Below are 24108 nucleotides of genomic sequence, written 5' to 3'. Positions count from 1 at the left end.
TCGCAGGCGGCGGACGCGGAGGCGAACTCGGCGGCCAGCACCAGCTGCTCGGGCGGCTTGGGGCGCAGCGCGAGGACGGCCCGTACGACGATGCCGAGGGAGCCCTCGGAGCCGACGAACAGGCGGGGGAGGGCGTATCCGGCGACGCCCCTTGCGGTGCGGCGGCCGGGGGGCATCAAGGCCGCGGCCGCGGGGGCGGCGGCCTGGGCCGCGGGCGCCCCGGGCTTGTAGTCGGCGAAGAAGTCCCACCAGGCTCGGTCCACGGAATTCGGGTCCTGGAGGTACTGCTGATAGATCTCGTCAACGAGCCACTCGTTGGCACCGAACGCGGCAGCGGGGTTCTTGCCCGCTTGGTCGGTGTCGGTCGAGATGCTCGAGTTACTGGGGGACTGTGGCGACACGGCGAGAACCGCCCTCTTCCGCTTCACAAGATGGTGGACAGCGGGAATCAAGGCTACGCCTTGCCGACCCCGAAGGTCAGGCCGGGCCCGTTCATCGTCGCGTAAGTCACATTGCAGACGGTGTTTCGGCGCTGGAAATGGCGGGAAACAAGCGAGGTTCTGCTGCGCGTGGGAAGGGCCGAGCGGGACCCGGCGCCTGGAAAACGCGGGCCTGTCCCTGATCACACGTGTCCGCCAGGGCGGATACCCGTGGATCTTGAAGTTCCGCTTCGAACCCTACGTCAACCCGGCGTCGACGGCAGGCCCGGAAGAGTGATGAGAATCCGGCAGCCGCGCTCGGATTCGGCCACGCCGATCCGGCCGCCGTGCAGATCCACCGCCCAGCGCGCGATCGCGAGCCCCAGACCGGTGCCGCCGTCGCTGCCCGGGCCGTGCGGCCGGGACACCGAACCCCGGTTGAACCGCTCGAACACCCGGCGCCACTCCGAACGCGGAATGCCGGGGCCTTCGTCGAGGACCTCCAGCTCGAGCGACTCGGGCAGCTCGCCGCGGCGCGCGCGGACCGTCACGCGGCCGTGCGGCGGGGAGTGCTTGACCGCGTTGTCGATGAGGTTGGCGACGACCTGGTGGATGCGCTCGGGGTCGGCGTGCGCGGTCAGCTCCGGCGGGAAGACGTCGAGCGCCAGGTGGACGTCGGTACGCGTGTGGCTGCCCGAGCCGGAGGCGATGCCCGCGCGGGCGGAGGCGACCATGTTGGCCTCCTTGAGCACGCCGGACAGGTACGGCCAGACCTCGAAGCGCCGCTTGCGCAGCGGTATCACGCCGTTGTCCAGGCGGGAGAGGTCCAGCAGCGTCTCCACCAGCCGGCCGAGCCGCTCGGTCTGGCCGAGCGCGGTCCGCATGGTCTCCGGGTCGGCCTCGGTGACTCCGTCGACGATGTTCTCCAGCACCGCGCGCAGGCCCGCGATGGGGGTGCGCAGCTCGTGCGAGACGTTCGCGACCAGCTCCTTGCGCTGGAGGTCCTGCGCCTCCAGGTCGTCGGCCATGCGGTTGATGGTGACGGCCAGGTCGCCCAGCTCGTCGCGGCGGTTCTCGCGCACCCGGCGCGTGTAGTCGCCGTGCGAGATGGACCGGGCCACCGCGTTCATCTCGTCCAGCGGCGCGGTCAGCGAGTGCGCCACGAACTGGGTGATCAGCAGCGTGGCGATCATCGAGAAGACCGTGATGAAGCGCAGCTCCGTCTTGGTGTGCACCGCGATCACCGACAGGCCGGTGGTGATCAGCACCGACGTGACGACCAGCGCGCCCAGCTTGGTCTTCACCGAGAACGGGCGTACGCCGCCCCAGGGCTCCCCGGCGATGCGGGGACCGGGGCTCCTCCGTGCGGCCTCCCGCCCTCGGCTCATGGCGTCGGCGTCTCCAGCGCGTAGCCCACGCCGTGCACGGTGCGGATGCGCTCGGCGCCGATCTTCCGGCGCAGCGCCTTGATGTGGCTGTCCACGGTCCGGGTGCCGGACGCGTCCGCCCAGTCCCACACCTCCGCCAGCAGCTGCTCGCGGGAGAGCACCGCGCGCGGGGTGTTCGCCAGGCAGACCAGCAGGTCGAACTCGGTGGGGGTGAGGTGGACGTCCTCGCTGCGCACGCGCACCCGGCGCTGCGCGTGGTCGATCTCCAGCTCGCCGAGGCGCAGGATGCCGCTGCGCGGCGTCGAGGCGGCCACGACGGCCCGCTCCACCCGGCGCAGCAGCACGTGCACGCGAGCGGCCAGCTCGCGCATGGAGAACGGCTTGGTCATGTAGTCGTCGGCACCCACGCCGAGCCCGACCAGCATGTCCGTCTCGTCGTCGCGCGCGGTGAGCATCATCACCGGCACCGGACGCTGGGCCTGCACGCGGCGGCAGACCTCCAGGCCGTCGAAGCCCGGCAGCATGATGTCGAGGATCAGCAGGTCCGGCTGCCATGCCTCGGCCGTGTCTACGGCGGACGGACCGTCGCCCGCCGTCTGCACCAGGAACCCCTCGGCGCGCAGGCGGGTCGCGATGGCGTCCACGATCGTCTGGTCGTCCTCGACCACCAGCACCCGGCGCTGTGCGCCCTGGGTGGCCGCGGCCGAGCCGTTGTGGGAGGTCTGTGTCTGCTCCATCGCCCGCCCCTGAGGTGTGCTTTCCGGAATCCGTGGGGTGATCCCATGACTGCGATTGACGCTTGAATGATCCGTGTCAGAGCAGCAGCGTACGGGGAGTCCCCACGGCATTGCTATCCAGGACCGACGCCGAGATGGACGACGTCCGGAACGCCCCGGGCAACGGGGATCTCTTCGGTACGCACCTGCTGGAAACCGGCATTACGCAAGGTTTCTTCGAAATCCGGAGAGGGCTGCGCAGACCATACGGCAAGTACCCCGCCGGGCCTCAACAGCCGTGCGCAGCCCGCCAGTCCGGACGGTCCGTACAGCCCGTCGTTGCCCTCGGTGACGGTCCAGCCGGGGCCGTTGTCGATGTCCAGGCAGAGCGCGTCGTACGTGTCGGAAGTCTCATTGACGTAGGCCACCAGGTCCGCCTCGACGATCTTCGTGCGCGGGTCGGCCAGTGCACGCGCGGACAGCGCGGAGAGCGGCCCGGCGCGGTGCCAGTCGATGACGGCGGGCTCGCGTTCGACGACCGCGATCCGGCCCCAGCGGGGGTCGGCCGCCGCGTGGGCGAGCGAGAAGCCGACGCCGAGCCCGCCGATGAGCAGGTGCGGCGCGGTCCGCCCGCCGGACCCGGCGAGCGCGTCGGCCGCGGCGTCGACCAGCCGCCGCTCGGAGCGCCCGTCGGAGGTGTCCATCAGGAAGCAGCCGTTCGCGATGATCTGGAGCAGCGCCCCGTGCCGGCGCAGGACGACCTCGCCGTACGGGCCCTCCCTGCGGTCCAGCACCTCGGGGGCCTCGCGGAAGTCGGGGGAAGTGATGGCCATCGGCCCATCCTGGCAGGAATGCCGCGCGGGCCGGGAGCGCTTCTCGTGCACGGGCCGCGAGCGCCGCGACGGTGATCGCTCACAGCGAACACCCCTGGGGGAACAATCGGCGACTCCCTTTCATTGAGTCGATGTAACTCAACTTGACTGCCGAAGGGGAGATCATGGCTGCTGAGTCCGCCGCCTTCACACCGCTCACCCTGCCCGTGCTGCCGCTCGACGACGAAGTGGTCCTGCCCGGCATGGTCGTCCCCCTGGACCTGAGCGACGCCGAGGTACGGGCAGCGGTGGAGGCCGCCCAGGCCGCCGCCCGGTCCGAGCCCGGCAAGCCCAAGGTCCTGCTCGTCCCGCGCATCGACGGCACCCACGCCGCCACCGGCGTCCTCGGCACCGTCGAGCAGGTCGGCCGGCTGGCCGACGGCGACCCGGGCGCCCTGATCCGCGGCCGGGGCCGGGTGGCGATCGGCGCCGGCACCACCGGGCCCGGCGCCGCGCTCTGGGTCGAGGGCACCCGCGTCGACGAGACCGTGCCCGACCCGCTGCCCGGCCAGGTCGCCGAGCTGGTGAAGGAGTACAAGGCGCTCGCCACCGCCTGGCTGCGCAAGCGCGGCGCCTGGCAGGTCGTCGACCGCGTCCAGGCCATCGACGACGTGTCCGCGCTGGCCGACAACTCCGGTTACTCGCCGTTCCTCACCACCGAGCAGAAGGTCGAGCTGCTGGAGACCGCCGACCCGGTGGCCCGCCTGAAGCTCGCCACCCAGCAGCTGCGCGACCACCTCGCCGAGCAGGACGTCGCCGAGACCATCGCCAAGGACGTCCAAGAGGGCGTCGACAAGCAGCAGCGGGAGTTCCTGCTGCGCCGTCAGCTCGACGCGGTGCGCAAGGAGCTGCGCGAGATCAACGGCGAGCAGGACGGTGAGGAGTCCGACGACTACCGCGCCCGTGTCGAGGCCGCCGACCTGCCCGAGAAGGTCCGCGAGGCCGCGCTCAAGGAGGTCGACAAGCTGGAGCGGTCCTCCGACCAGTCGCCCGAGGGCTCCTGGATCCGCACCTGGCTCGACACGGTCCTGGAGATGCCGTGGAGCGAGCGCACCGAGGACGCCTACGACATCCAGGGCGCCCAGGCCGTGCTCGACGCCGAGCACGCGGGCCTGGAGGACGTGAAGGAGCGCATCACCGAGTACCTCGCCGTGCGCAAGCGGCGCGGCGACCGGGGCCTCGGCGTCGTCGGCGGCCGGCGTGGCGGTGCCGTGCTGGCCCTGGTGGGGCCGCCCGGCGTCGGCAAGACCTCGCTGGGCGAGTCCGTCGCCCACGCGATGGGCCGCAAGTTCGTCCGCGTCGCCCTCGGCGGCGTCCGCGACGAGGCCGAGATCCGCGGCCACCGGCGTACCTACGTCGGCGCGCTGCCCGGCCGGATCGTGCGGGCGATCAAGGAGGCGGGGTCCATGAACCCGGTCGTCCTGCTCGACGAGATCGACAAGGTCGGCTCCGACTTCCGCGGCGACCCCGCCGCGGCCCTGCTCGAAGTCCTCGACCCGGCCCAGAACCACACCTTCCGGGACCACTACCTGGAGGTCGAGCTGGACCTGTCCGACGTGGTCTTCCTCGCCACCGCCAACGTCCTGGAGGCCATCCCGGAGGCGCTGCTCGACCGCATGGAGCTGGTCCGCCTGGACGGCTACACCGAGGACGAGAAGGTCGTCATCGCCCGTGACCACCTGCTCCCGCGCCAGCTGGAGCGGGCCGGACTCGACGACGGGGAGGTCACGGTCGACGAGGGCGCGCTGCGCAAGCTCGCGGGCGAGTACACCCGTGAGGCGGGAGTGCGCACCCTGGAACGGTCGATCGCCCGGCTGCTGCGCAAGGTGGCGGCCCAGCACGAACTGGGCGAGCGGGAGCTGCCCTTCACCGTCACCGACGCCGACCTGCGCTCCCTGATCGGCAGGCCGCACCACGTGCCCGAGTCCGCCCAGGACCCGGCGGAGCGGCGCACCTCGGTGCCGGGCGTGGCCACCGGCCTCGCGGTCACCGGCGCGGGCGGCGACGTCCTCTACGTCGAGGCGTCGCTGGCCGACCCGGAGACGGGCGCGGCGGGACTGACCCTGACCGGACAGCTGGGCGACGTGATGAAGGAGTCGGCGCAGATCGCGCTGAGCTTCCTGCGCAGCCACGGAGCCGAGCTGGAACTGCCGGTGGGCGACCTGAAGGACCGGGGAGCGCACATCCACTTCCCGGCGGGCGCTGTCCCCAAGGACGGCCCGAGTGCCGGCGTCACCATGACCACGGCCCTCGCCTCGCTGCTCTCCGGCCGGCTGGTCCGCACCGACGTGGCGATGACAGGCGAGGTCTCGCTGACCGGACGCGTGCTGCCGATCGGCGGGGTCAAGCAGAAGCTGCTCGCGGCGCACCGGGCGGGGGTCACCACGGTGATCATCCCCAAGCGCAACGAGCCCGACCTGGACGACGTCCCGGCGGAGGTGCTGGACAAGCTCGACGTCCACGCCGTCAGCGACGTCCGCCAGGTGCTGGAACTGGCGCTCGCCCCCGCGACGAACGGGGCGGCGCGTACGACTCCGGTCGCGGCGTGACGGACGCTGCCGGATGAGACGGAGGCCCGGATCCCCTCAGGGGGTCCGGGCCTCCGCCGTGCGTGCCGGGGGGCGTGCCTACGCCTCGGGAACCACCTCGCGGGCCAGGCGGACCGGGCGGGCCATGTCGGGGACGGCCGGGTGGGCCGGGGTGCCGCGCTTCCGGGCCGGCACCAGGGGGACCGGCGGCGCCGGCGCCGTGTCAGCCGTTGGCGAGCGCCCGCACGCGGTCGAGCGCGCCGTTGAACCTGTTGTGGTCGCCGACCGTCGGACCGGACGACGTGTACTGCCACATCGTGTAGTAGCCCCAGCCGGCCGGCAGCGTGCCCACCGACGCGGCGTACCGGGCGATCCACAGCGGGTTGTTCGCGGCGAAGCCGCCGTAGTTGCCGGTGCACTGGGTCCACCAGCTGGTGGCCGTGTAGATCACGGCGTCACGGCCGGTGCGGGCCTTGTACGTGTTCAGGAAGTCGCGGATCCAGGAGACCATCTGGCTCTGCGTCTTGCCGTAGCAGGCGGCGCCGTACGGGTTCCACTCGATGTCGAGCGCCCCCGGCAGCGTCCTGCCGTCCCTGGACCAGCCGCCGCCGTGGTCGACGAAGTAGTTGGCCTGGGCGGCGCCGCTCGCGCTGTCCGGGGTGGCGAAGTGGTAGGCGCCGCGGATCATTCCGACGTTGTACGAGCCGTTGTACTGCTGGGCGAAGTACGGGTTGGTGTAGTACGTCCCCTCGGTGGCCTTGACGTAGGCCCACTTGACCCCGCTGTTCCACAGGGTCGACCAGGCGACGTTGCCCTGGTGGCTGGAGACGTCCACGCCCTCCGTCTGGGCGGCGTCGCCCGGGACCGGGGTGCCGTGGCTCCCGTCGTGTTCGAGGACGCCCATGCCCATGTGGGCGGAGCCGCGCGGCGGGGTGTCGGCGGCCGACGCCGCCTGCGCGGGGAGGGCGGACACCAGGGAGAGGGCGGCGAGCAGGATCCCGGTGACGGCGAGACGCCGGCCGCGGGCCGATCCGGATCTGTGCACGAGCATGACGTGCCTCCGATGGCTCGGTGGGGGATGCGTGCGCGGGGAGGAGAACCCGTGCATGGCGTGGGCATGCCATTCGTGGGTCCGGTGAAGACGCTACGCACGTAGAACGGGAGGTGGGAAGGGGGACCGGAAGCTGCCGTTGGTCTAAGCCTGCGAAATACTTGCCGAGCTGCGGTGATGACGGGCCGTGGCGGAAACTTTCAGGACCGGGAAAGAACCGGAAAGAACCGAGGCAGGGGCTGACGTGCACGAAAGCGGGAACGGCGACGGTCGCGGAGTCGAATCCGAGCTCGCCGGCAGTGGTGTGAACCAGCCGGAGTTCCTGGCGCTGGAGCGGGAGTTGACGGTGCTGCTGCGGCGCGCCCGGGCCAACCAGGGCGAGATGGCCCGGGAGGTCCACCCCGACCTGGAGTCGTCCGCGTACGGCCTTCTCGTGCGCCTCGGGGAGTGCGGCGGGCAGCGGGCCACCGACCTCGCCGCCTACATCGGCGTCGGCAAGGCCACCATGTCCCGGCAGCTGCGCGCCCTGGAGGAACTCGGCCTCGTCGCCCGCGAACCCGACCCCGCCGACGGCCGCGCCTGGCTCGTCACCCTGACCCGGGAGGGCCAGGGCCGCGTCGGCCGGGTGCGTGAGGCCCGCCGCGCCCGCTACGCCGGCCGGCTCGCCGACTGGGACCCGCGCGAGGTCTCGGAACTTGCCCGCCTGCTGCACGAACTGAACCGCGGGATGGAGAAGTAGCCCCGACCCCCGTGCCTCACAGCTCCGCGTACACCACCGTCGCGTCGTCGTGGGTCTTGCTGCGGCCGAGGTGCGCGCGGGTGCCCGCCGCGTCCGTCCGCTCCAGCTCCCGTACGCGGTCCACCAGGGCCTGAGCGCCCCGCTTGCGCAGCAGGGTGAGGCAGTCCGTCCAGTCGCCCTCCCGGAACTTCTCCACCCACCGCCCGGCCCCGTCCGTCAGCGCCGCCAGGGTCCGCACCCCGCCCCGCGGCAGCACCCCCGTCACCGCGCGCGCCGCCACCGCCGGATCGGCCGCGGCCGTGTAGAAGCCGCCCTCCTTGTTGCGCAGGTTGGCGTCCACCATCGCGTCCGTGGCGAGGGCGGAGCGGGGGATCCGGGCCAGCCGGTCGTCCAGGACGGCCGAGACCGCGCCGTCGGGCGCCTCCACCAGCAGGGCGGAGTCGGAGAGGACCAGGTACTCGACCTCGGCGGGGGACCAGCGGGCCAGGACCACGGTTGCCTGCGGGGTGCGCGGGTGAGAAAGGTCACAGGTTTCCGCGTGTGCCGCGGAGGTACGCGCGATGGCGCGGGACAGCGCGTCGACGAGGGGGACATCCGGCAGTGAAACGGTCAGTTCGGTCAGCGCGCCGCCGAGGCGGGCCGTGAACCAGGGGACGGAATGCAGACACCCCGTCCCGGTCCGCGGGGGCGTCACCCCGTCCAGCACGACGAGTGAGCCGCCCTGTCCCGAGGCGGGTAGTCCGACGCTCGCGAAGTCCTCGTTGGGGTGGTCGGCCAGTCCGGGTTCCGAGACGAGTTCGGTGCGCATCCGGCCAGTCTGCACGACCCCTTCACAGCGTTCGCAAAAGGCTGGCACCCTCCACAGAGTCCCCCGGAACCCACGCGCCGGTGCAGGTCAGGCGCCTGATTTGGGGTGGAATCACATGCCCGGACGACACGTGGCGGCACATAGTGCCACCGCCCGTCGCAGACGTCCAACCGGCGCGCCGCACACCCGAGTCGCACACGCCGGGGGAACTTGCCCACCAACTCCCGTCCGGGGTTCACTCCTTCGGGTGGCGGGTCGGATGATGCGTGCTCACCACCCACCGGCACTGGGAGGGTCGGGAAACTGTGGGGGGCCCGCCCCGCTCACGCGGTCTCCCCGCCCGACGCGCTGCCGGCGGCCGGGGCACGGCCCGGAGCTCGGCGGAGGATGCCTGCGCCGACCGGCCAGTTGACGGAGCGCCACCCGGGCCCACGGGTACACGAGTGAGGAATGCGAGCACCGGTGCAGAAGACGCGGCCTCGTCGCACAGACAAGCAGACGGCCCCCGCGGGGAGCGCGGAGCGCACCCCCGGCACCTCCACCCCTCCGCCGCCGGAGACCCCCGCCGGCAAGGGTCGTCCCACCCATGTGCGCAACCGCCTGATCGTCGCCGTGGCGGTCGTGGCCGCGGCCGTCGCCGCGGCCGGCGCCCCCTCGGTCGTCACCGCCTCCGGGCAACTGCACGACTCCCAGGAACTGGTGACGCTCGCCGAACGCACCCAGGGCGCGCTCAGCCTCGCCCACTCCCTCGCCGACGAGCGCGACGAGGTCACCCCCTACATCGCGGCCGGCCGGCCCGAGGACAAGGCGCCCTCCGAGCAGCGCAGCGCCCGCGTGGACCGGCAGGTCGAGGAGTTGCGCGCCGACACCGACACGCCCTCCGCCCTGCGCGAGGACCTGGACGCCATCGCCGCCCTGCGCCGGGCCGCCCTCACCGGCAAGAGCACCGCCCTCGAATCCCACCAGGCGTACTCCGAGGCCATCACCGAACTCCACGCCCTGGCCGAGGAGCTGGCCGAGGAGATGCCGCCCCGCGCGGGCGCCGGTGCCTACGCGCTGGCCGAACTGGACACCGCCGTCCAGCAGGCCGCCGCCACCCGTGGCCTGCTGCTCGCGGCGCTCTCCGTGCCCAGCAGCACCCGGACCGTCATCGACCCGATCACCGGCCTTCCCACCGAGACGACCAGCTCCTCGGACGCGGACGCCAAGCAGCGCGACGCGCTCGCCGCCGCCGCCCAGCAGGCCCGGGTGCGCTCCGACGCGGCGCTCGCCGACTTCCGCGAGGGCGCCCCCAAGGAGGCGCGGAGCAGCTTCGACGCCACCGTCGCCGGGCCGGAGGTCAACTCCGCCGAGAAGTACCTCGCCGGGCTCACCGACGAACCGACGCTCTCCGACGACGACCTCGGCACCAGCACCAAGCGGCTCGACGCCGCGCTCTCCGCTCGCGTCGACGCGATGCGCGGCGCCGAGTCCGCCCTCTACGAGAAGCGCACCACGGCGCTGGAGCAGCTGCGCGACGACGACGTCACCGCGCTGGAGATCCGGGTCGCCGTCCTCGGCGCCCTGATCCTGCTCGCCCTCGGCATCGCCACCGCCATGGCCCGCACCCTCACCCGCCCGCTGTCGGTGCTCCGCCGGGGTTCGGCACGGCTGGCCGGCGCGGAGGACATGACGGCCGAGGAGCCGGTCGCCTTCACCGGCCGCAACGACGAGTTCGCCCAGGTCGTCCGCTCCGTCAACGCCCTGCACGCGCACGCCGCGACGCTCGCCGAGCGGGTCAACACGCTGGAGTCCGACCGCAAGCACCTCGTCGGCCAGCGCCAGAAGATGGCCGACGCCCGCGAGGAACTGCGCGCCGAACTCGCCGAGTCGGCCGCCCGCCTCGACGTGGTGCGCAAGAGCATCGGCTCCACTTTCGTCAACCTCGCGCTGCGCACCCTCGGCCTGGTCGAGCGGCAACTCGCCGTCATCGAGAGCCTGGAGGAGCGCGAGCAGGATCCGGACCGCCTGTCCACCCTGTTCAAGCTCGACCACTTCGCCACCGTGATGCGCCGGCACAGCGAGAACCTCCTCGTCCTGGCCGGCACGGAACACGTCCAGCACAGCGCCTCACCGGTGCCGCTGGTCGACGTGGTCCGGGCCGCGGTGAGCGAGATCGAGCGGTACGAGCGGGTCCGTATCGCCGCGCTGCCGCCGCACGCGCACGTCGCCGGGTTCGCCGCCGACGACCTCTCGCACCTGCTCGCCGAACTGATGGAGAACGCCACCTCGTTCTCGCCGCCCGACCTGCCCGTCGAGGTCTCCGGCTGGCTGCTGGAGAACGGCGAGGTGATGCTCTCCGTCCAGGACGAGGGCATCGGCATGGCCACCGACCGGCTCCAGCGGCTCAACGCCCGCCTCACCGACTTCGACCCGCAGGCGCCGTACGACCAGGAGGGCGAGGACGGGCTCGGGCTCGGCCTCTACGTGGTCGCCCGGCTCGCCCACCGGCACGGGGCGCGCGTGCGGCTGCGGGAGCAGAAGCAGGGCGGGGTCGCGGCCGTCCTCGTCCTGCCCGCTCCGCTGCTCGCGCCGGCCCCGCCGGCGGCCCTGGCCCCGACCGTGCCGGTGTCCGACGGGACGGGATCCTTCTCCCTGCCCGGCGCCGACGCGGAGGCCAACTCCAACGTCCTGCACGGGCGCGCCACGAAGGCCGCGCACCGGAGCGCGGACCCGCTGGTGGCTTCGGCGGAGGAGGCGGTACGGCGCGCGGAGACGGCCGCTCCCGCCGCACCGGCGGCACCGGCGGCACCGGCGGCACCGGCCGCCGCGGACGCACCGGAGGCGGAGCCGGAGGCCGCGCCGGACGCCGAGAGCGCCGCGACGGACACCGCCGCGCCCGGCACCCGGGACGAGACCGCCGCCCCGGGCCGGGACCTCCCCGACGACACCACCATGGCGCTCCTGCTCCCGGCCCAGGCCGGACCGCCGGACCTGGAGCCCGCCGCGGACCCGGAGCCCGCTCCCGGACCGGAGCCCGCTCGCGACCCGTACGCCGTAGGCCCCGACGCCCACGACCGCGCGCCGGACGAGGCCGAACCCGTCACCGACAAGGGCCTGCCCAAGCGGACCCCGAAGCTCAGCACACCCGCGGCGGCACCGCGGCCGCGCACCTCGGGCTCGGTCGACGCCGAGGCGCTCCGCCGCCGTCTGGGAGGTTTCCGCCAGGGGGCGGAAGCCGGACGACGCGACGTCGAGGCGGAGATCGCCGCGGCGGACACAACCGAAGAAGCCACGGGGGGCACCGTCGAGGAGGCAAGCAGTTGACCGCGCCCAGTACCTTCGGTCTGAGCAGTGAGGCCCGCAATCTCCACTGGCTGCTGACCAACCTCGTGGAGGAGGTGCCCGGCATCCAATCGGTCGCGGTGGTCTCCTCCGACGGCCTCCTGCTCCTCTCCTCCGACCCCGGTCGGAACGAGGAGGCCCGGCAGGTCCGCGAAGCCCCCCGCACCGGTCCGCGCGGCTCGGCGGCCGACCTCGCCACCGTCGTCTCCGGCGTGGGCAGCCTGACCATCGGCGCCGCCCGGCTGATGGACTTCGGCACGGTGAAGCACACGATGGTCGCGATGGACGAGGGCAGCCTGTTCGTGATGTCGATCAGCGACGGCTCGCTGCTCGGCGTGCACGGCTCCGCGGACTGCGACATGAGCGTCGTCGCGTACCACATGGCGCTCTTCGTCGGCCGCGCCGGCCATGTCCTGACGCCCGAACTCCGCAGCGAGCTGCGGAAGTCCCTGGAGTCCGAGTCGACGGGGAGCGCCCGATGAGCAGCAGTCCCGGGAACAGCCGGGGGAACCTCCCCGTACGCGGAGCAGACCGCAAACCCGCCCGCGTACGCCCCTACTCGCTCACCGGCGGACGGACCCGCTTCGGCCACGTCCTGCTGGTCGAGACGTTCGTCGGCGCCACGGCCGGCACCGCCGCGCTCGAAGCCGCCGAGGAGCGCAAGGAACTGACGAACGGCGGCCTGACCTCCCGCGTGATGCCGGAGATGCGGGCCATCGTCGAACTGTGCCGCCGTATGCGTACGGTGGCCGAGATCGCCGCGCTGCTGAAGATGCCGCTCGGCGTGGTCCGCGTGCTCCTCAGCGACCTGGCGGACCAGGGAAAGATCCGTGTGTACGGCACCGGGACCGGCCACGGCACGGGCCGCCCGGACCGCGCTCTGCTCGAAAGGGTGCTCAGTGGACTCCGTCGTCTCTGACGCCGCCGCCTCCGGCGTCTCCCCGCTCGTCGACCCCGACGAGCCCGCACAGCCCTGGCAGACGGACCCGACCCGCGCGCCCATAGCCACGAAGATCGTGGTGGCGGGCGGTTTCGGCGTCGGCAAGACCACGCTGGTCACCGCCGTCTCGGAGATCACGCCCCTGCAGACCGAGGCGCTGATGACCGAGGCGAGCGAGGAGACCGACGACCTCACCGCCACCCCGGGCAAGCTCACCACCACCGTGGCCATGGACTTCGGCCGCATCACGCTCGACGACGACCTGGTGCTCTACCTGTTCGGCACGCCGGGCCAGCAGCGGTTCTGGTTCATGTGGGACGACCTGGTGCGCGGCGCGATCGGCGCCGTCGTGCTGGCCGACACCCGGCGCCTGAAGGACTGCTTCCCGGCGCTGGACTACTTCGAGAGCTGCGGACTGCCGTACGTCGTCGCCGTGAACCACTTCGACGGCAGCGAGCTGTTCGGGGCGGAGGACGTGCGGGAGGCGCTGACGATCCCCGCGCACATACCTGTAATGATCATGGATGCGCGCCGTCGGATCTCGGCCATCGAGACCCTCTTGTCCCTCGTGGGCCACGCGCTCGACGAAACCCCCGAGTAATCCACGAGCAGTCCCCTTAGGAGCGTCCCCCGCATGCGGAAGATACTCGTCGTCGGAGCCGGCCAGTCCGGTCTCCAGCTCGCCCTCGGCCTCCAGTCGCACGGCTACGAGGTCACCCTGATGTCCAACCGGACCGCGGACGAGATCCGCACCGGCCGGGTCATGTCGACGCAGTGCATGTTCCACACGGCACTCCAGCACGAGCGCGACCTCCAGCTGAACTTCTGGGAGTCCCAGGCCCCGAAGATCGAGGGACTCGGCGTCTCGGTCGCCGCTCCCGGCTCGCACGACCCGGGCCCGACCCAGCGCGCGATCGACTGGCTGGGCCGGCTCGACGGCTTCGCGCAATCCGTCGACCAGCGGGTGAAGATGGCAGGCTGGATGGAGACCTTCGCCCAGCGCGGCGGCCAGCTGGTCATCCACGGCGCGGCCGTCGGCGACCTGGACTACTTCTCCCGCGCCTACGACCTGGTGCTCGTCTCCGCGGGCAAGGGCGAGCTGGTCCAGATGTTCGGCCGCGACGCCTCCCGCTCCCCGTACGGCGAGCCGCAGCGCGCCCTCGCGGTGGCCTACGTGCACGGGCTGGGCCCGCGCCCGGAGCACCCGGAGACCGAGGCCGTCCGCTGCAACCTGGTCCCCGGGGTCGGCGAGCTGTTCATCATGCCGACGTTCACCACCTCCGGCCGCGCGGACATCCTGTTCTGGGAGGGCATACCCGGCGGCCCGCTGGACGCCTTCAAGGACGTCAAGGACCCGGCCGAGCACCTCTCCCTGACCCTGGAGCTCATGGAGAAGTTCGTGCCCTGGGAGTACGCGCGGGCCACCAAGGTCGAGCTGACCGACGCCGGCGGCACGCTGGCCGGCCGCTACGCCCCCACCGTCCGCAACCCCATCGGCCGGCTCCCCGGCGGCGGCCTGGTCCTCGGCGTTGCCGACGTGGTCGTCGCCAACGACCCGATCACCGGCCAGGGCTCCAACTCCGCCTCCAAGTGCGCGGCCGCCTACCTCGCCTCGATCCTGGAACAGGGTGACGGGGAGTTCGACGAGGCATGGATGCGGCAGACCTTCGACCGCTACTGGCAGACCGCCCAGCACGTCACCAAGTGGACGAACGCCATGCTCGCGCCGCCGCCGGAGCACATCCTGAACCTCATCGGCGCCGCCGGTCAGCTCCAGCCCGCCGCCGACCGCTTCGCCAACGGCTTCAACGACCCGTCCGACTTCGAGAACTTCTTCTACGAGCCGGCGAAGACCGAGGCCTACCTCGCCGAGATCTCGGGATCCCCCGCCGGCGCGTAGGGGGCCGCGTATCCCGCGTCCGACCCGTCCGCCGCCCCCTCGGGGAGGGCCGGAGGTGTGTAGTGCCGCACGGGTTCGGCGGCGGGGTCGGGGCGTACCGCGCCCAGGACCGGGTTGGCGGCGATCGGGGAGACCTTGACCTCGGCGCCGGGGCGGGGGGCCTGGACGACCATGCCGTCGCCGAGGTACATCGCGACGTGGGTGGCCTCGGGGAAGTACACGACGAGGTCACCCGGCCGCAGTTCGCCGAGCGGCACCCGGTCCAGCCGGGCCCACTGCTCCTGGCTGGTCCGGGGGATCGCCGTCCCGGCCCGGTCCCAGGCCACCGAGGTGAGCCCCGAGCAGTCGTACGACGCCGGGCCCTCCGCGCCCCACTCGTACGGCTTGCCGAGCTGCTCCACCGCGAAGCGCACCGCCCGGTCGCCCGCCCCCGACGGCTTGGCGTCGTCGCCGAGCGCGCCGGACGCCATGAACCGCTCCTGCGCGTCGGCGATCCCGCTCCGCTCGAACTCCGCCAGCGCGGCCAGCTCCGCGGGGCTGAGCGAGGCGAGCAGTTCCTCGACGGCGTGCAGCCGTTCGCGTACGGCGTCCCGCTCGCCGACCTGGCGTGAGGCGAGGGATCGTTGCGCGTCCAGGGCCTCGCGCGCCCGGCGGGCCAGGTCGTCGGCCTTCTTCGTGTCGCCGGTCAGGCGGCCCACCGTCTCGGCGCGTTCCCGGGCCAGCTGCCCGATCACATGGCCCTGGTCGAGGGCGTGCTGCGGATCGCGGGCCAGCAGCAGCCGCAGATAGGGGGAGAGGTCGCTGCTGTTCTGGTACTGCTGCCGGGCCAGCCGCCCGGCCGCGCCCCGGCTGTCGCTCAGCGAGTGCCGGGTCCGGGCGAGTTCGGCGTCCAGCCGCCGTACCTCGGCCCGCTGCCGGGTCAGCCGCACCTCGGTGCCGTTGTAGATCTCGGTGGCCTTCTCCGCCTCCCGGTACAGCTCCTGAAGGTCCGTCAGCAGTTCGGACAGGGGGCGGCCCGCGTCGGTCCCGCCCGGTTCGGGGCCGGCCGCGGCGGGTCCGGGCGCCAGGGCGATCCCGGCCGCCATCGCCGCCGTACACACCAGGCGCAGAAGCCTTCCTGACACGTCATCACCTCCGCTGCGGGGCGGCGGGTCCGCTCCGCACCGCGAGCCTGTGACGTGCCCGTGGGTTCCGCGCGCCGAGTGTGGGCGGTTCGGCGCAACGGGGTCACCCGTCGGCGTCGTCCGGCTTGCCGCCCGGCGTGGCGTCTGGATCGGTGCCCCCCGCGGCCTTCGGGTCCGGCTTGGACCAGGGCCACTTCCGGCCGGAGCCGAGCCGGCCCTCGGGGTCGTAGGCGTACTTCCAGCGGGCGAACCGGAGTCCGCCGCGCCCGTCGCGGGGCACGCGCCGGTAGACGAGCACCGTGGGCGGCCCGCCGTCCGGGTCCGGTACGGGGATGCGGTACGTCTTCGGCGGGTGCCCGGTCATGCCGACCAGGACGGGCAGCACCCGCCCGTCCATCGGGCCGCCCTCGAAGGGGGTGTCTTCGCTCTTCACGGCACCAGTGTCAGTGATCCGCGCGGCGGTGTCAGATGTCCGCCGCCAGCGTCTCGACCAGCGCCGAGGTCTGCGGGTCGCGGCGGGCGGTGACGGTCAGCACCGCGAGGAACTGCTCCACGAGCCAGTCCCGCAGATCGTGGAGGGGCGGCTGCTTCTCCTCGTCCAGCCAGATCAGCGAGGCCGCCTCCACCGCCGTGATCCACATCCGGACGGTCATCCGCAGCCGGGGGCCGGGCTCGGCCACGGCCAGGTGGCTCATGATGTGCTCGGCCGCGGCCCGGCGCACCCCGTCCACGATGGAGGAGGTCCGCGAGGTCTCCGCCACGCTGCCGCCGCGCAGCAGCGCGCTGAAGCCGGTGTCGTGCTGGTCGACGAAGGTGAGGTAGCGGTCCAGGGCCCGGGTCAGCCGGGCCAGCAGCGGGCCCTCGCGGGGCTCGTCGAAGCAGAGCCGCAGCTCGTCGGCTGCCGACCGCAGCGCGGCCTCGTACAGCTGCTGCTTGCCGCCCGGGAAGTACCGGTACACCAGCGGCCGCGAGACCCCGGCCTGCTCGGCCACGTCGTCGAGGGAGACCTCCTCCGGGGGCCGGTGCGCGAACAGGGCGAGCGCCGCGTCGAGCAGCTGGACGCGGCGCTCCTCGACGCTGAGCCGGCGGTAGGCGGGGGTGGGAGCCTGCGGGGTCATGAACCGCAGCGTAACCCGCACCTCCCCGCCACCGGGCAGGTGAGCGGCCCGTACCGGCCTCGCTAGGCCAGCAGTCCCGACGACTTCCACAGCCGCCGTCCGACCCCCCGCAGCACCCCGATGTCGTCCAGGAAGTCGGTGAGGCGCTTCGCGCCGGTCTGCATGATCTCCCGGCGGTGGCCGCTGGCCTTGACCTGCGCCAGGGCCTCGCGCTTGTCCAGGCCCACGTTCGTGTAGACCTCCGGGTTGACGAAGGCCACGGAGAAGACGCGGGCGAACTCGCCGGAGGTGATCCTGGTGAACTCCTGCGACCACTTCGGGGCCGTCACCATCTGGCGGCGCAGCTCCTCACGGGCGTAGCGCACGTGCCGGGCCTCCTCCACGACGTGGATGCGCGTGACGCCCCGGACCAGCGGCTGGATCCGCTCGTCGGGGAAGGTCAGCCGCTGCATCCAGTCCAGGACCTCCTCGCCGAGCAGCGTGGCGGTGAAGGAGCCGGGCGTGGTGGAAATCGTCTTGAACAGGCGGCCGAGGTGCTGGTGGACCGGGCTCACCGGGTACCAGGGCGTCTCGCCGCGGGTTATCAGCCGGGCGAACATCTTGGAGTGCCGGCACTCGTCCTCGATCTCGGTCAGCGCGTAGCGCACGTGCGCGCTCGTCACCGCCTTGTCGTAGATGTGCCGCACCAGCAGCTGCATGAGGATCAGCTCGAACCAGATGCCGAGGGAGGCGAGCGCGGCGGCCTCGTGCTGGGAGAGCACGATGCGCTGCTCCTCGCTCATCCGCTTCCACATCGGGGTGTCGTACAGCGACACCAGCTCCGGCGGCCAGAACCACTTGCCGTCCTCGAACGGAGCCTCCCAGTCCAGCTCCTTGTCCGGGTCGAAGGAGTGCTTGGCGGACGAGTCCAGCAGCCGTTCGGCCACCTGCTCGCGGTCCTTGAGCAGGCCGAGCGCGTCGCGCAGACCGTCGAGCGCGTCGGCTTCCGTCAGGGTCGTCATGGCTGTCCCACCTAGTCGTGTTACCCGCGGTCACTCTGAACTGACGCGTCTTATGAGACTGCGTGTCAGCAAGCTCGTCAATCCCCCGCGCACGACTTGTTGACCGCGAGTAAAGATGGCGGAGTCGTCAAGGCCGGATCCGGAGTCGCCCGGGGGAGCGCTCCCTGAGCGTTTCCCTCACCCCCCGAGGACCGCCTCCATCACCGACCGCGCGATCGGCGCCGCCAGGCCGCCCCCGCTGACGCGCTCACGGTCCGCCGCCGTGCCCTCGACCACCACGGCGACCGCCACCTTCGGCTCCATGTCCCGGTCGCGCTGGGCCCAGGAGACGAACCAGGCGTACGGCGTCCCCGAGTTGCCGACGCCGTGCTGCGCCGTGCCGGTCTTGCCCCCGACGGTGGCCCCGGGGATCGCGGCGTTCGCCCCGGTCCCGCTCTCCACCACCCCGGTCATCAGCTCCTTGAGCCGGGCCGCCGTCGACGGCCGCATCACCTCGCGCGAGGGCCGGGACCCGGCCGTCGCCACCAGGCTGCCGCCCGCCCGCAGGGTCCGCTCCACCAGGTACGGCGAGCGCACCTGGCCGCCGCCCGCCACGGCCGCCGCCACCATCGCCATCTGGAGCGGGGTGGCCCGGGTGTTGTACTGCCCGATCGAGGCCAGCCCGAGCTGCGCCCGGTCCACCGAGGTGTCGAAGGTGGAGCGCGAGACGGCGAACGGGATCCGCACCGCGTCGTCGTTGAAGCCGAACGCCTCCGCCGTGGCGGTCATGTCCGCCACCCCCACGTCCACGCCGAGCTTGGCGAACACCGTGTTGCAGGACGACTCGAACGCCTCCCGCAGCGAGGCGTTCCGGCAGCCGTCGGCCTCGTTCGTCAGCCGGGTGCGGGTGCCGGGGAGGGGGTACGGGTCGGGGGAGCGGGTCGGCGCGTCCAGGTCCCGGACCACGCCCGCGTCCAGGGCCGCCGCCGCGGTGACCACCTTGAAGGTCGAACCCGGCGGATAGGTCCGGCGCACCGCCCGGTTGAGCATCGGCTTGTCCGGGTCGCCGTTCAGCCGGTCCCAGGTCCGGTTGGCGGCCGCGCTGTTGCCGGACAGCAGCTGGGGGTCGTAGGACGGGGTGGACACCAGCGCCAGGACCCGCCCCGTGGCCGGTTCGACCGCGGCCACCGCGCCCGTGCGCCGGCCGAGCCCCTCGAACGCCGCCCGCTGCGCGGCCCCGTCGATCGTCGTCACGACGTCGCCCCCCGGGTTGTGGGCGCCGGTGACGTCGTTCCACAGCGGGAGCGGCGCGAGCATCGGGTCGGCGCCGGACAGCAGGCCGTCCTCCGCGTGCTCCAGCAGACTCGTCCCGTACGCCTGCGAGGCGAAGCCGGTGACCGGCGCGTACATCGGCCCGTTCGCGTAGGTCCGTTCGTAGCGCAGGTGCTCCCCGGTGTCCCGGGAGCCCGTCACGGCCTCGCCGCCGACCAGGATGTCGCCGCGCGGCTGCTGGTAGCGGGCGATGTCGGAGCGGCGGTTGGCCGGGTTCCCCTCGTACTGGGGGGCCTGGACGATCTGCACCCGGGCCGCGTTCACCACCAGCGCCACCAGCAGCAGGGCGCAGAAGAGGGCCGCGTGCCGGATGTGCCGGGTCATGAGGGCGTCCCGCGCCGGGCCGCGTGGCTGAGCCGGATCAGCAGCGCCACGATCGCCCAGTTGGTGACGACCGAGGACCCGCCCTGGGCCAGGAACGGCATCGCCATGCCGGTCAGCGGGATCAGCCCGGTCACGCCGCCCGCGATGACGAACACCTGGAGCGCCACGATCGAGGAGAGGCCGACCGCCAGCAGCCGGCCGAAGGGGTCGCGCGCGGCGAGGCCCGCCCGGTAGCCGCGCTCCACCAGCAGCCCGTACAGCAGGAAGACCGCGGTCAGTCCGAGGAAGCCCAGCTCCTCCCCGGCGGTCGCGAGGATGAAGTCGGACTTGACGGCGAAGCCGATCAGCACGGAGTCCCCGAGGCCCAGGCCCGTGCCGGTCACGCCGCCCGCCGCGAAGGCGAAGAGGGACTGCGCCAGCTGGTTGGGCCCGCCGCCCGCCTCGATGGACGCGAAGGGGTGCAGCCAGTCCTCCACCCGGGTGTGCACGTGCGGCTCCAGCCAGCCCACCGCGACCGCGCCCAGCGAGGCCAGCAGCAGGCCGACGGCGATCCAGCCGGTGCGCCCGGTGGCGACGTAGAGAAGGACCACGAACAGGCCGAAGAACAGCAGCGAGGTGCCGAGGTCGCGCTCCAGGACCAGGACCCCGACGCTGACCAGCCACACGGCGAGGATCGGGCCGAGGACGCGTCCGGTGGGCAGTTGCAGCCGCCACACGCGGCGCCCCGCGTACGCCAGCGCGCTGCGGTTCGCGGCCAGGTAGGCGGCGAAGAACACCGCGAGCAGCACCTTGGCGAACTCGCCGGGCTGGATGGAGAAGCCCTCGATCCGGATCCAGATGCGGGCGCCGTTCACCGCCGGGAAGAAGATCGGCACGGTGAGCAGGGCGAGCGCGGCGGCGACGCACACGTAGGCGTAGCGCGCCAGGACCCGGTGGTCGCGCAGCAGCAGGACGACCACGATGAACAGCGCGACGCCCAGCGTCGACCACACCAGCTGGGTGGGGGCCGCCCGGTCGCCCGGCGTCTCCAGGTCGAGCCGGTAGATCAGCACCAGGCCGAGCCCGTTGAGCAGCACGCCGATCGGCAGCAGCAGCGGGTCCGCCCAGGGGGCGCGCAGCCGAACCGCCAGATGGGCGAGGAGCGCGAGCACACCGAGCCCGGCGCCGTAACCGGCGGCTCCGGGCGGGAGGGTGCCGTGCTGGGCGAGTCCGACGTTGCAGTAGCCGAACACCGACAGCAGCACGGCCACGAGGATGAGTGCGAGTTCGACGCCCCGGCGCCGGGGGAGCCGGGCGACGGGAGCGGGCGTGTCCGCTGGTGCCACGGTGATTCCGGTTCCGGGTCCGGCCTTGGTCATGTCCGGAACTTACCCAAATGGTGTGGTGTGGGGGGCGTTGGCGTCAGCACCAGCGCGGCGCCGGGCCGATGTTGTCGATGTAGCGGGCCGCTCCCCAGGCCCACGTGCCGTCCGTCAGGAGGTACCAGAGGGGATTGCCGCGCACCCGGTTGCCGGGGGCCTTGCAGTGGATGCGGACGGTCTCGCCGCGGCGGGCGTACCGGATGACCTCGCTGCCGCGGGACGGCGAGGTGAGCAGGGGGAGCCGGTCGGTGGTGACCACGCCCCGGTACCGGCCCTGCTCCCGGCGGCCGTCGCCGCCGCCCCAGTCGCCGTCGCTCCGGCCGGTGGCGCTGGAGGAGGAGTCCCCGCCGCCCCACTCGTCGTTCGCGGCGGCGGGCGTGACGGCGACGGCGGCGGCGAGCGCGCCGGCCGCCAGGGTGGTGGCCAGGCCGCGGACCAGTGGCCGGCGCGAGGACGGTGCGGACAACGTGGACAAGACAGTCATGGGAGTACCTCCCGGAGCGAACGGTTCTTCAGCTGACTGTCCGCCACATTAGGAGCGCCCGGTGCCGGCCGCCCGTCACGCTGAGCCATCGGAGCGCGGCGCACGCACCCGTGTGCCGTGCGCCCCGCCGCCCCGTCAGGGCTGCTGAGGCAGCGTCAGCGCGGCCAGCGCCCCGCCGTCCGGCGGGTTCGTGAACTCCAGCCGCGCGCCCAGCACCTCGGCCTGTCCCAGCGCGATCGTCAGCCCGAGCCCGTGCCCCTTGCTGCCGCTCTCGGTGCGGAACCGCTGCGGGCCGTGCGCCAGGAGGTAGTCCGGATAGCCGTCCCCGTGGTCCCGAACGGTGATCACCGGCCCGTCCACGGTCAGCACCACCGGCGCCCGGCCGTGCCGGTGCGCGTTCGCGACCAGGTTGCCGAGCACCCGTTCCAGCCGCCTCCGGTCGGTCTCCACCCGCGCGTCCCGGACGACGTCCACCCGCGTGTCGGTGCCCGAGCCGCGCACCACCCGCTCCGCCAGCTCGCCCAGCGGCTCCGGCTCCACCTCGAGACGCTCCCGCCCGCTGTCCAGCCGGGAGATCTCCAGCAGGTCCTCGGTGAGCGTGCGCAGCGCCGCCACCCGGTCCCGCACCAGCTCGGTGGGGCGCCCCGGCGGCAGCAGCTCCGCCGCCGCGTGCAGGCCGGTGAGCGGGGTGCGCAGCTCGTGCGCCACGTCCGCGGTGAACCGCTGCTCGGCCAGCAGCTTGCCCTGGAGCGAGGCGGCCATCGAGTCCAGCGCGCCCGCGACCGACGCCACCTCGTCCTGCGGCCGCGTCGGATCCTGCGCCCGGGGATCGCCGACCCGCGCGTCGAGGTCGCCCGCGCTGATCCGCCGCGCCACCCGTGCCGTCGCGTGCAGCCGGCGCGTCACCCGGGTCACCGCGAACGCGCCGACCAGCAGCGTCGCCCCGATCGCCAGCGCCGAGGACCACACGATCGCGCTGTCCAGGCCGTCGATGGTGCGCTTGCCCTGCGAGTGGTCGACCCGCACCGCAAGCGCCCGGCCATCGCCCGCCGGGCCCGCCGCCCACATCGTGGGGCGCCCGTCGGACTCGGCGACCATCGTGCCGCGCCGGCCCGACACGGCCAGCTCGCGCAGCCGGGCCGGCAGCTCCGGCGGATCGATCCCGGCGCCCCGGCGCAGCGGGTCCCCGGCCTCGTACGCCTCCGTCGCCTCGCCCAGCCGGGTCAGGGCGACGTCACGGGCCTGGCCGACGGTCTGGTTGGTGACCGAGACGTGCACCAGGACGCCGAGCAGCGCGGCGAGCGCGCAGCACATCACGGTGATGAAGACGGCCGCCCTCACCGCGAGCGGACCGGCCCACCGGGGGAGCGCGAGCCTCACCGGGCGCTCGCCGTGGGCGACGCGGACGGCGACCCGGAGGCCCGCGGCGACGGGCGCCCGGTGTGCAGGCCGCCGTCGTCGGTGCGCAGCATCTCGTCGCTGGTGAGCAGCATGGCCCGCTGGTCGGCGTCCCAGGTCCACTGGAGGCGGTACTCGTAGCCCGCGACCTCCGAGGGGGAGCGGACGATCACCGTCCGGCCGGCCAGCTCGACCTGGCTCACCGCGTCGTCGTAGGACATGATCCGCACGAGCCGCCCCTGCTCGACGGTGTAGACGCGCACGGCGGTCAGCTTGGCGGGCAGCAGCCGGAAACCCAGCGTCATCTCGGGGCGCCCGTCACCCGTCAGGTCGCGGTAGTACGGCCGGAGCACCGGGCACCCCGCACGGTCACCGGCGGTGCCGTGCGCGCCGCAGTCCGCCATCCGGGCGGACGTCTCGTGGTAGCGCGCCTTGGCGCCCGCGTAGTCGTCCGGGTGCGCGGTGATCTCCTCCCGCACGACGGCCACCGGGTTCACCCGGCGGATGCCGCCGGCGGGGACCCGCACGCCCTTGACGACCTCGTTGTCCACCTCGCCGATGTCGTACGCGGGACTCGACGCGGGGGTGAGGTCGGGCCAGAGCCGGGCCGGGCTCCGCGCCGCCGGGGTCGCGCCCGCGCTCTGCAGCCCGCCCGAGTCGCCGCAGGCCGCCAGCGCACCGGCCGCCGCCGTCGCCAGGAGCAGCGCGACGACGGCGGGAACGCGGGCGGGACGCCCACGGCGGATCGGGAGCACTGCACTCCTGGGGTTCGGTGAGCGGCGCCGAGGTCCCGCACGGCTGTGGGCGGCACCGTACGCCTCTCGGTACGGAAGGCCATTTTGCGTGCGTCCGGGCGTGCCGGGCTACTCGGCCAGGCCCTCCAGCCGTCGCACGGTCGCCGGCCCGGCCCGCGGATACGCCACGAACAGCTCGCTGTGCGGCGCCCACGGCGAACGCCGGGCCCGGATCAGCCGGACCGCCTCGCCGGCGCCGCCCACGCCTCCCCGAGGCAGCCGGGTTCTTGCCCCCGCAGCACCCCGCCTGGTCCCATGGTGCGGGGGTGGTGTGCATGGACGGACTGCGCGTCGTACCGGCCCGGCGGCACGGTCGGGACCGCCTCTACGTCTGCCTCCCGAACGGCGGGAACGTCGCCTGGTACGACCGTGAGGCGGCCCGGGTCAACCTGCTGAGCGACGACCGGCGGGACGAGGTCCTCCAGGCGCTGGGCCCCTTCCTCACCGGCCCGGTCGCCGTCGGCCCGCCCCCGGTCCCGAAACGGGGAGAACTGGGCCGGCTCGACCA

22 protein-coding genes and 2 pseudogenes are annotated in these 24108 nt (G+C 73.2%); 8 read left to right on the top strand and 16 right to left on the bottom strand.

Going from position 1 to position 24108, the window contains the following annotated elements; all coding sequences use genetic code 11:
• The 4 genes and pseudogenes from kgd to DMH12_RS23965 form a co-directional block, all read right to left on the bottom strand.
• Nucleotides 1-401: pseudogene (gene kgd, locus DMH12_RS23980) on the bottom strand (multifunctional oxoglutarate decarboxylase/oxoglutarate dehydrogenase thiamine pyrophosphate-binding subunit/dihydrolipoyllysine-residue succinyltransferase subunit); the annotation flags it as partial.
• A 281-nt stretch (nucleotides 402-682) separates the two neighbouring features.
• Nucleotides 683-1807, bottom strand: a complete 1125-nt coding sequence (locus DMH12_RS23975) for a cell wall metabolism sensor histidine kinase WalK (protein WP_064729794.1) — start codon at nucleotides 1805-1807, stop codon at nucleotides 683-685.
• Entirely contained in the window at nucleotides 1804-2544 is a 741-nt protein-coding gene (locus tag DMH12_RS23970; protein WP_064729795.1) for a response regulator transcription factor, read from the bottom strand. The genes DMH12_RS23975 and DMH12_RS23970 overlap by 4 nt, the downstream gene beginning before the upstream one ends.
• Before the next feature lie 113 nt (nucleotides 2545-2657).
• On the bottom strand, nucleotides 2658-3356 hold the full coding sequence (locus tag DMH12_RS23965; RefSeq protein WP_125493537.1) for a spermidine synthase: 699 nt from the start codon (nucleotides 3354-3356) through the stop codon (nucleotides 2658-2660).
• 164 nt (nucleotides 3357-3520) lie between these two features.
• Between DMH12_RS23965 and lon the strand changes: the two genes are divergently transcribed.
• Nucleotides 3521-5944 carry an endopeptidase La gene (gene lon / locus DMH12_RS23960; RefSeq protein ID WP_125493536.1) on the top strand — a complete coding sequence of 808 codons (2424 nt, stop codon included), beginning with the start codon at nucleotides 3521-3523 and terminating at the stop codon, nucleotides 5942-5944.
• A gap of 202 nt (nucleotides 5945-6146) precedes the next feature.
• Here the strand turns inward: lon and DMH12_RS23950 are convergent, their stop codons facing one another.
• Nucleotides 6147-6974: a lysozyme gene (locus DMH12_RS23950; RefSeq protein WP_125493535.1), complete on the bottom strand. Its 828-nt coding sequence runs from the start codon at nucleotides 6972-6974 to the stop codon at nucleotides 6147-6149.
• 244 nt (nucleotides 6975-7218) lie between these two features.
• Here DMH12_RS23950 and DMH12_RS23945 point away from each other — a divergent pair, with 244 nt between their 5' ends.
• On the top strand, nucleotides 7219-7713 hold the full coding sequence (locus tag DMH12_RS23945) for a MarR family winged helix-turn-helix transcriptional regulator (RefSeq protein WP_125493534.1): 495 nt from the start codon (nucleotides 7219-7221) through the stop codon (nucleotides 7711-7713).
• Between the two features lie 16 nt (nucleotides 7714-7729).
• Here the strand turns inward: DMH12_RS23945 and DMH12_RS23940 are convergent, their stop codons facing one another.
• On the bottom strand, nucleotides 7730-8521 hold the full coding sequence (locus DMH12_RS23940; protein ID WP_125493533.1) for a protein phosphatase 2C domain-containing protein: 792 nt from the start codon (nucleotides 8519-8521) through the stop codon (nucleotides 7730-7732).
• A 450-nt stretch (nucleotides 8522-8971) separates the two neighbouring features.
• On the opposite strand from DMH12_RS23940, the gene DMH12_RS23935 reads away from it, so the two are divergent.
• From DMH12_RS23935 to DMH12_RS23915, 5 genes are read left to right on the top strand one after another with little or no spacing between them, the layout of a single operon-like run.
• Nucleotides 8972-11827, top strand: coding sequence for a nitrate- and nitrite sensing domain-containing protein (locus DMH12_RS23935; protein ID WP_125493532.1), 2856 nt, complete (start codon nucleotides 8972-8974; stop codon nucleotides 11825-11827).
• A complete protein-coding gene (locus DMH12_RS23930; protein WP_163015789.1) occupies nucleotides 11824-12327 on the top strand; it encodes a roadblock/LC7 domain-containing protein in 504 nt (167 codons plus the stop codon). The genes DMH12_RS23935 and DMH12_RS23930 overlap by 4 nt, the downstream gene beginning before the upstream one ends.
• Nucleotides 12324-12764 carry a DUF742 domain-containing protein gene (locus tag DMH12_RS23925; RefSeq protein ID WP_122616198.1) on the top strand — a complete coding sequence of 147 codons (441 nt, stop codon included), beginning with the start codon at nucleotides 12324-12326 and terminating at the stop codon, nucleotides 12762-12764. The genes DMH12_RS23930 and DMH12_RS23925 overlap by 4 nt, the downstream gene beginning before the upstream one ends.
• Nucleotides 12745-13386, top strand: a complete 642-nt coding sequence (locus DMH12_RS23920; protein ID WP_122616199.1) for an ATP/GTP-binding protein — start codon at nucleotides 12745-12747, stop codon at nucleotides 13384-13386. Before DMH12_RS23925 ends, DMH12_RS23920 begins: the two co-directional genes overlap by 20 nt.
• A gap of 33 nt (nucleotides 13387-13419) precedes the next feature.
• A complete protein-coding gene (locus DMH12_RS23915) occupies nucleotides 13420-14685 on the top strand; it encodes a styrene monooxygenase/indole monooxygenase family protein (protein WP_125493531.1) in 1266 nt (421 codons plus the stop codon).
• Here DMH12_RS23915 and DMH12_RS23910 read toward each other — a convergent pair.
• The 10 genes from DMH12_RS23910 to DMH12_RS23865 all read right to left on the bottom strand — a co-directional run bounded on the left by DMH12_RS23910 (nucleotide 14646) and on the right by DMH12_RS23865 (nucleotide 23804).
• Nucleotides 14646-15809 carry a C40 family peptidase gene (locus DMH12_RS23910; protein WP_125493530.1) on the bottom strand — a complete coding sequence of 388 codons (1164 nt, stop codon included), beginning with the start codon at nucleotides 15807-15809 and terminating at the stop codon, nucleotides 14646-14648. The two genes, DMH12_RS23915 and DMH12_RS23910, sit on opposite strands and share 40 nt — an antisense overlap.
• 103 nt (nucleotides 15810-15912) lie before the next feature.
• Entirely contained in the window at nucleotides 15913-16242 is a 330-nt protein-coding gene (locus DMH12_RS23905) for a hypothetical protein (protein ID WP_125493529.1), read from the bottom strand.
• Nucleotides 16243-16273: 31 nt separating this feature from the next.
• On the bottom strand, nucleotides 16274-16927 hold the full coding sequence (locus tag DMH12_RS23900; RefSeq protein ID WP_125493528.1) for a TetR/AcrR family transcriptional regulator: 654 nt from the start codon (nucleotides 16925-16927) through the stop codon (nucleotides 16274-16276).
• A gap of 62 nt (nucleotides 16928-16989) precedes the next feature.
• Nucleotides 16990-17928: a diiron oxygenase gene (locus tag DMH12_RS23895; RefSeq protein ID WP_125493527.1), complete on the bottom strand. Its 939-nt coding sequence runs from the start codon at nucleotides 17926-17928 to the stop codon at nucleotides 16990-16992.
• Between the two features lie 177 nt (nucleotides 17929-18105).
• On the bottom strand, nucleotides 18106-19563 hold the full coding sequence (locus DMH12_RS23890) for a penicillin-binding transpeptidase domain-containing protein (protein ID WP_125493526.1): 1458 nt from the start codon (nucleotides 19561-19563) through the stop codon (nucleotides 18106-18108).
• Nucleotides 19560-20921 (bottom strand): FtsW/RodA/SpoVE family cell cycle protein, encoded by a 1362-nt coding sequence (locus DMH12_RS23885; protein WP_185832496.1) that lies wholly within the window; start codon nucleotides 20919-20921, stop codon nucleotides 19560-19562. Before DMH12_RS23885 ends, DMH12_RS23890 begins: the two co-directional genes overlap by 4 nt.
• A gap of 43 nt (nucleotides 20922-20964) precedes the next feature.
• Nucleotides 20965-21399, bottom strand: a complete 435-nt coding sequence (locus DMH12_RS23880) for an SH3 domain-containing protein (RefSeq protein WP_125493538.1) — start codon at nucleotides 21397-21399, stop codon at nucleotides 20965-20967.
• 144 nt (nucleotides 21400-21543) lie between these two features.
• Nucleotides 21544-22788, bottom strand: a complete 1245-nt coding sequence (locus tag DMH12_RS23875) for an ATP-binding protein (RefSeq protein WP_125493525.1) — start codon at nucleotides 22786-22788, stop codon at nucleotides 21544-21546.
• Nucleotides 22785-23561 (bottom strand): hypothetical protein, encoded by a 777-nt coding sequence (locus tag DMH12_RS23870; protein ID WP_125493524.1) that lies wholly within the window; start codon nucleotides 23559-23561, stop codon nucleotides 22785-22787. The genes DMH12_RS23875 and DMH12_RS23870 overlap by 4 nt, the downstream gene beginning before the upstream one ends.
• A gap of 108 nt (nucleotides 23562-23669) precedes the next feature.
• Complete coding sequence (locus DMH12_RS23865; RefSeq protein WP_399188507.1) at nucleotides 23670-23804, bottom strand: hypothetical protein; 135 nt, start codon at nucleotides 23802-23804, stop codon at nucleotides 23670-23672.
• A 71-nt stretch (nucleotides 23805-23875) separates the two neighbouring features.
• On the opposite strand from DMH12_RS23865, the pseudogene DMH12_RS23860 reads away from it, so the two are divergent.
• A pseudogene (locus DMH12_RS23860) lies at nucleotides 23876-24108 on the top strand (NERD domain-containing protein); the annotation flags it as partial.

Source organism: Streptomyces sp. WAC 04229, assembly GCF_003947455.1.
Taxonomy (GTDB): Bacteria; Actinomycetota; Actinomycetes; order Streptomycetales; family Streptomycetaceae; genus Streptomyces.
The sequence above is the reverse complement of the archived record's forward strand: the minus strand, read 5'-3'. Positions and strand labels throughout refer to the sequence as shown.

Bases quoted from the DNA above. Each gene is read 5' to 3' on its own strand.
- DMH12_RS23975 (WP_064729794.1), bottom strand. From the start codon at position 1,807: ATGAGCCGAGGGCGGGAGGCCGCACGGAGGAGCCCCGGTCCCCGCATC.
- DMH12_RS23970 (WP_064729795.1), bottom strand. From the start codon at position 2,544: ATGGAGCAGACACAGACCTCCCACAACGGCTCGGCCGCGGCCACCCAG.
- DMH12_RS23965 (WP_125493537.1), bottom strand. From the start codon at position 3,356: ATGGCCATCACTTCCCCCGACTTCCGCGAGGCCCCCGAGGTGCTGGAC.
- lon (WP_125493536.1), top strand. From the start codon at position 3,521: ATGGCTGCTGAGTCCGCCGCCTTCACACCGCTCACCCTGCCCGTGCTG.
- DMH12_RS23950 (WP_125493535.1), bottom strand. From the start codon at position 6,974: ATGCTCGTGCACAGATCCGGATCGGCCCGCGGCCGGCGTCTCGCCGTC.
- DMH12_RS23940 (WP_125493533.1), bottom strand. From the start codon at position 8,521: ATGCGCACCGAACTCGTCTCGGAACCCGGACTGGCCGACCACCCCAAC.
- DMH12_RS23935 (WP_125493532.1), top strand. From the start codon at position 8,972: ATGCGAGCACCGGTGCAGAAGACGCGGCCTCGTCGCACAGACAAGCAG.
- DMH12_RS23925 (WP_122616198.1), top strand. From the start codon at position 12,324: ATGAGCAGCAGTCCCGGGAACAGCCGGGGGAACCTCCCCGTACGCGGA.
- DMH12_RS23915 (WP_125493531.1), top strand. From the start codon at position 13,420: ATGCGGAAGATACTCGTCGTCGGAGCCGGCCAGTCCGGTCTCCAGCTC.
- DMH12_RS23900 (WP_125493528.1), bottom strand. From the start codon at position 16,927: ATGACCCCGCAGGCTCCCACCCCCGCCTACCGCCGGCTCAGCGTCGAG.
- DMH12_RS23895 (WP_125493527.1), bottom strand. From the start codon at position 17,928: ATGACGACCCTGACGGAAGCCGACGCGCTCGACGGTCTGCGCGACGCG.
- DMH12_RS23890 (WP_125493526.1), bottom strand. From the start codon at position 19,563: ATGACCCGGCACATCCGGCACGCGGCCCTCTTCTGCGCCCTGCTGCTG.
- DMH12_RS23885 (WP_185832496.1), bottom strand. From the start codon at position 20,921: ATGACCAAGGCCGGACCCGGAACCGGAATCACCGTGGCACCAGCGGAC.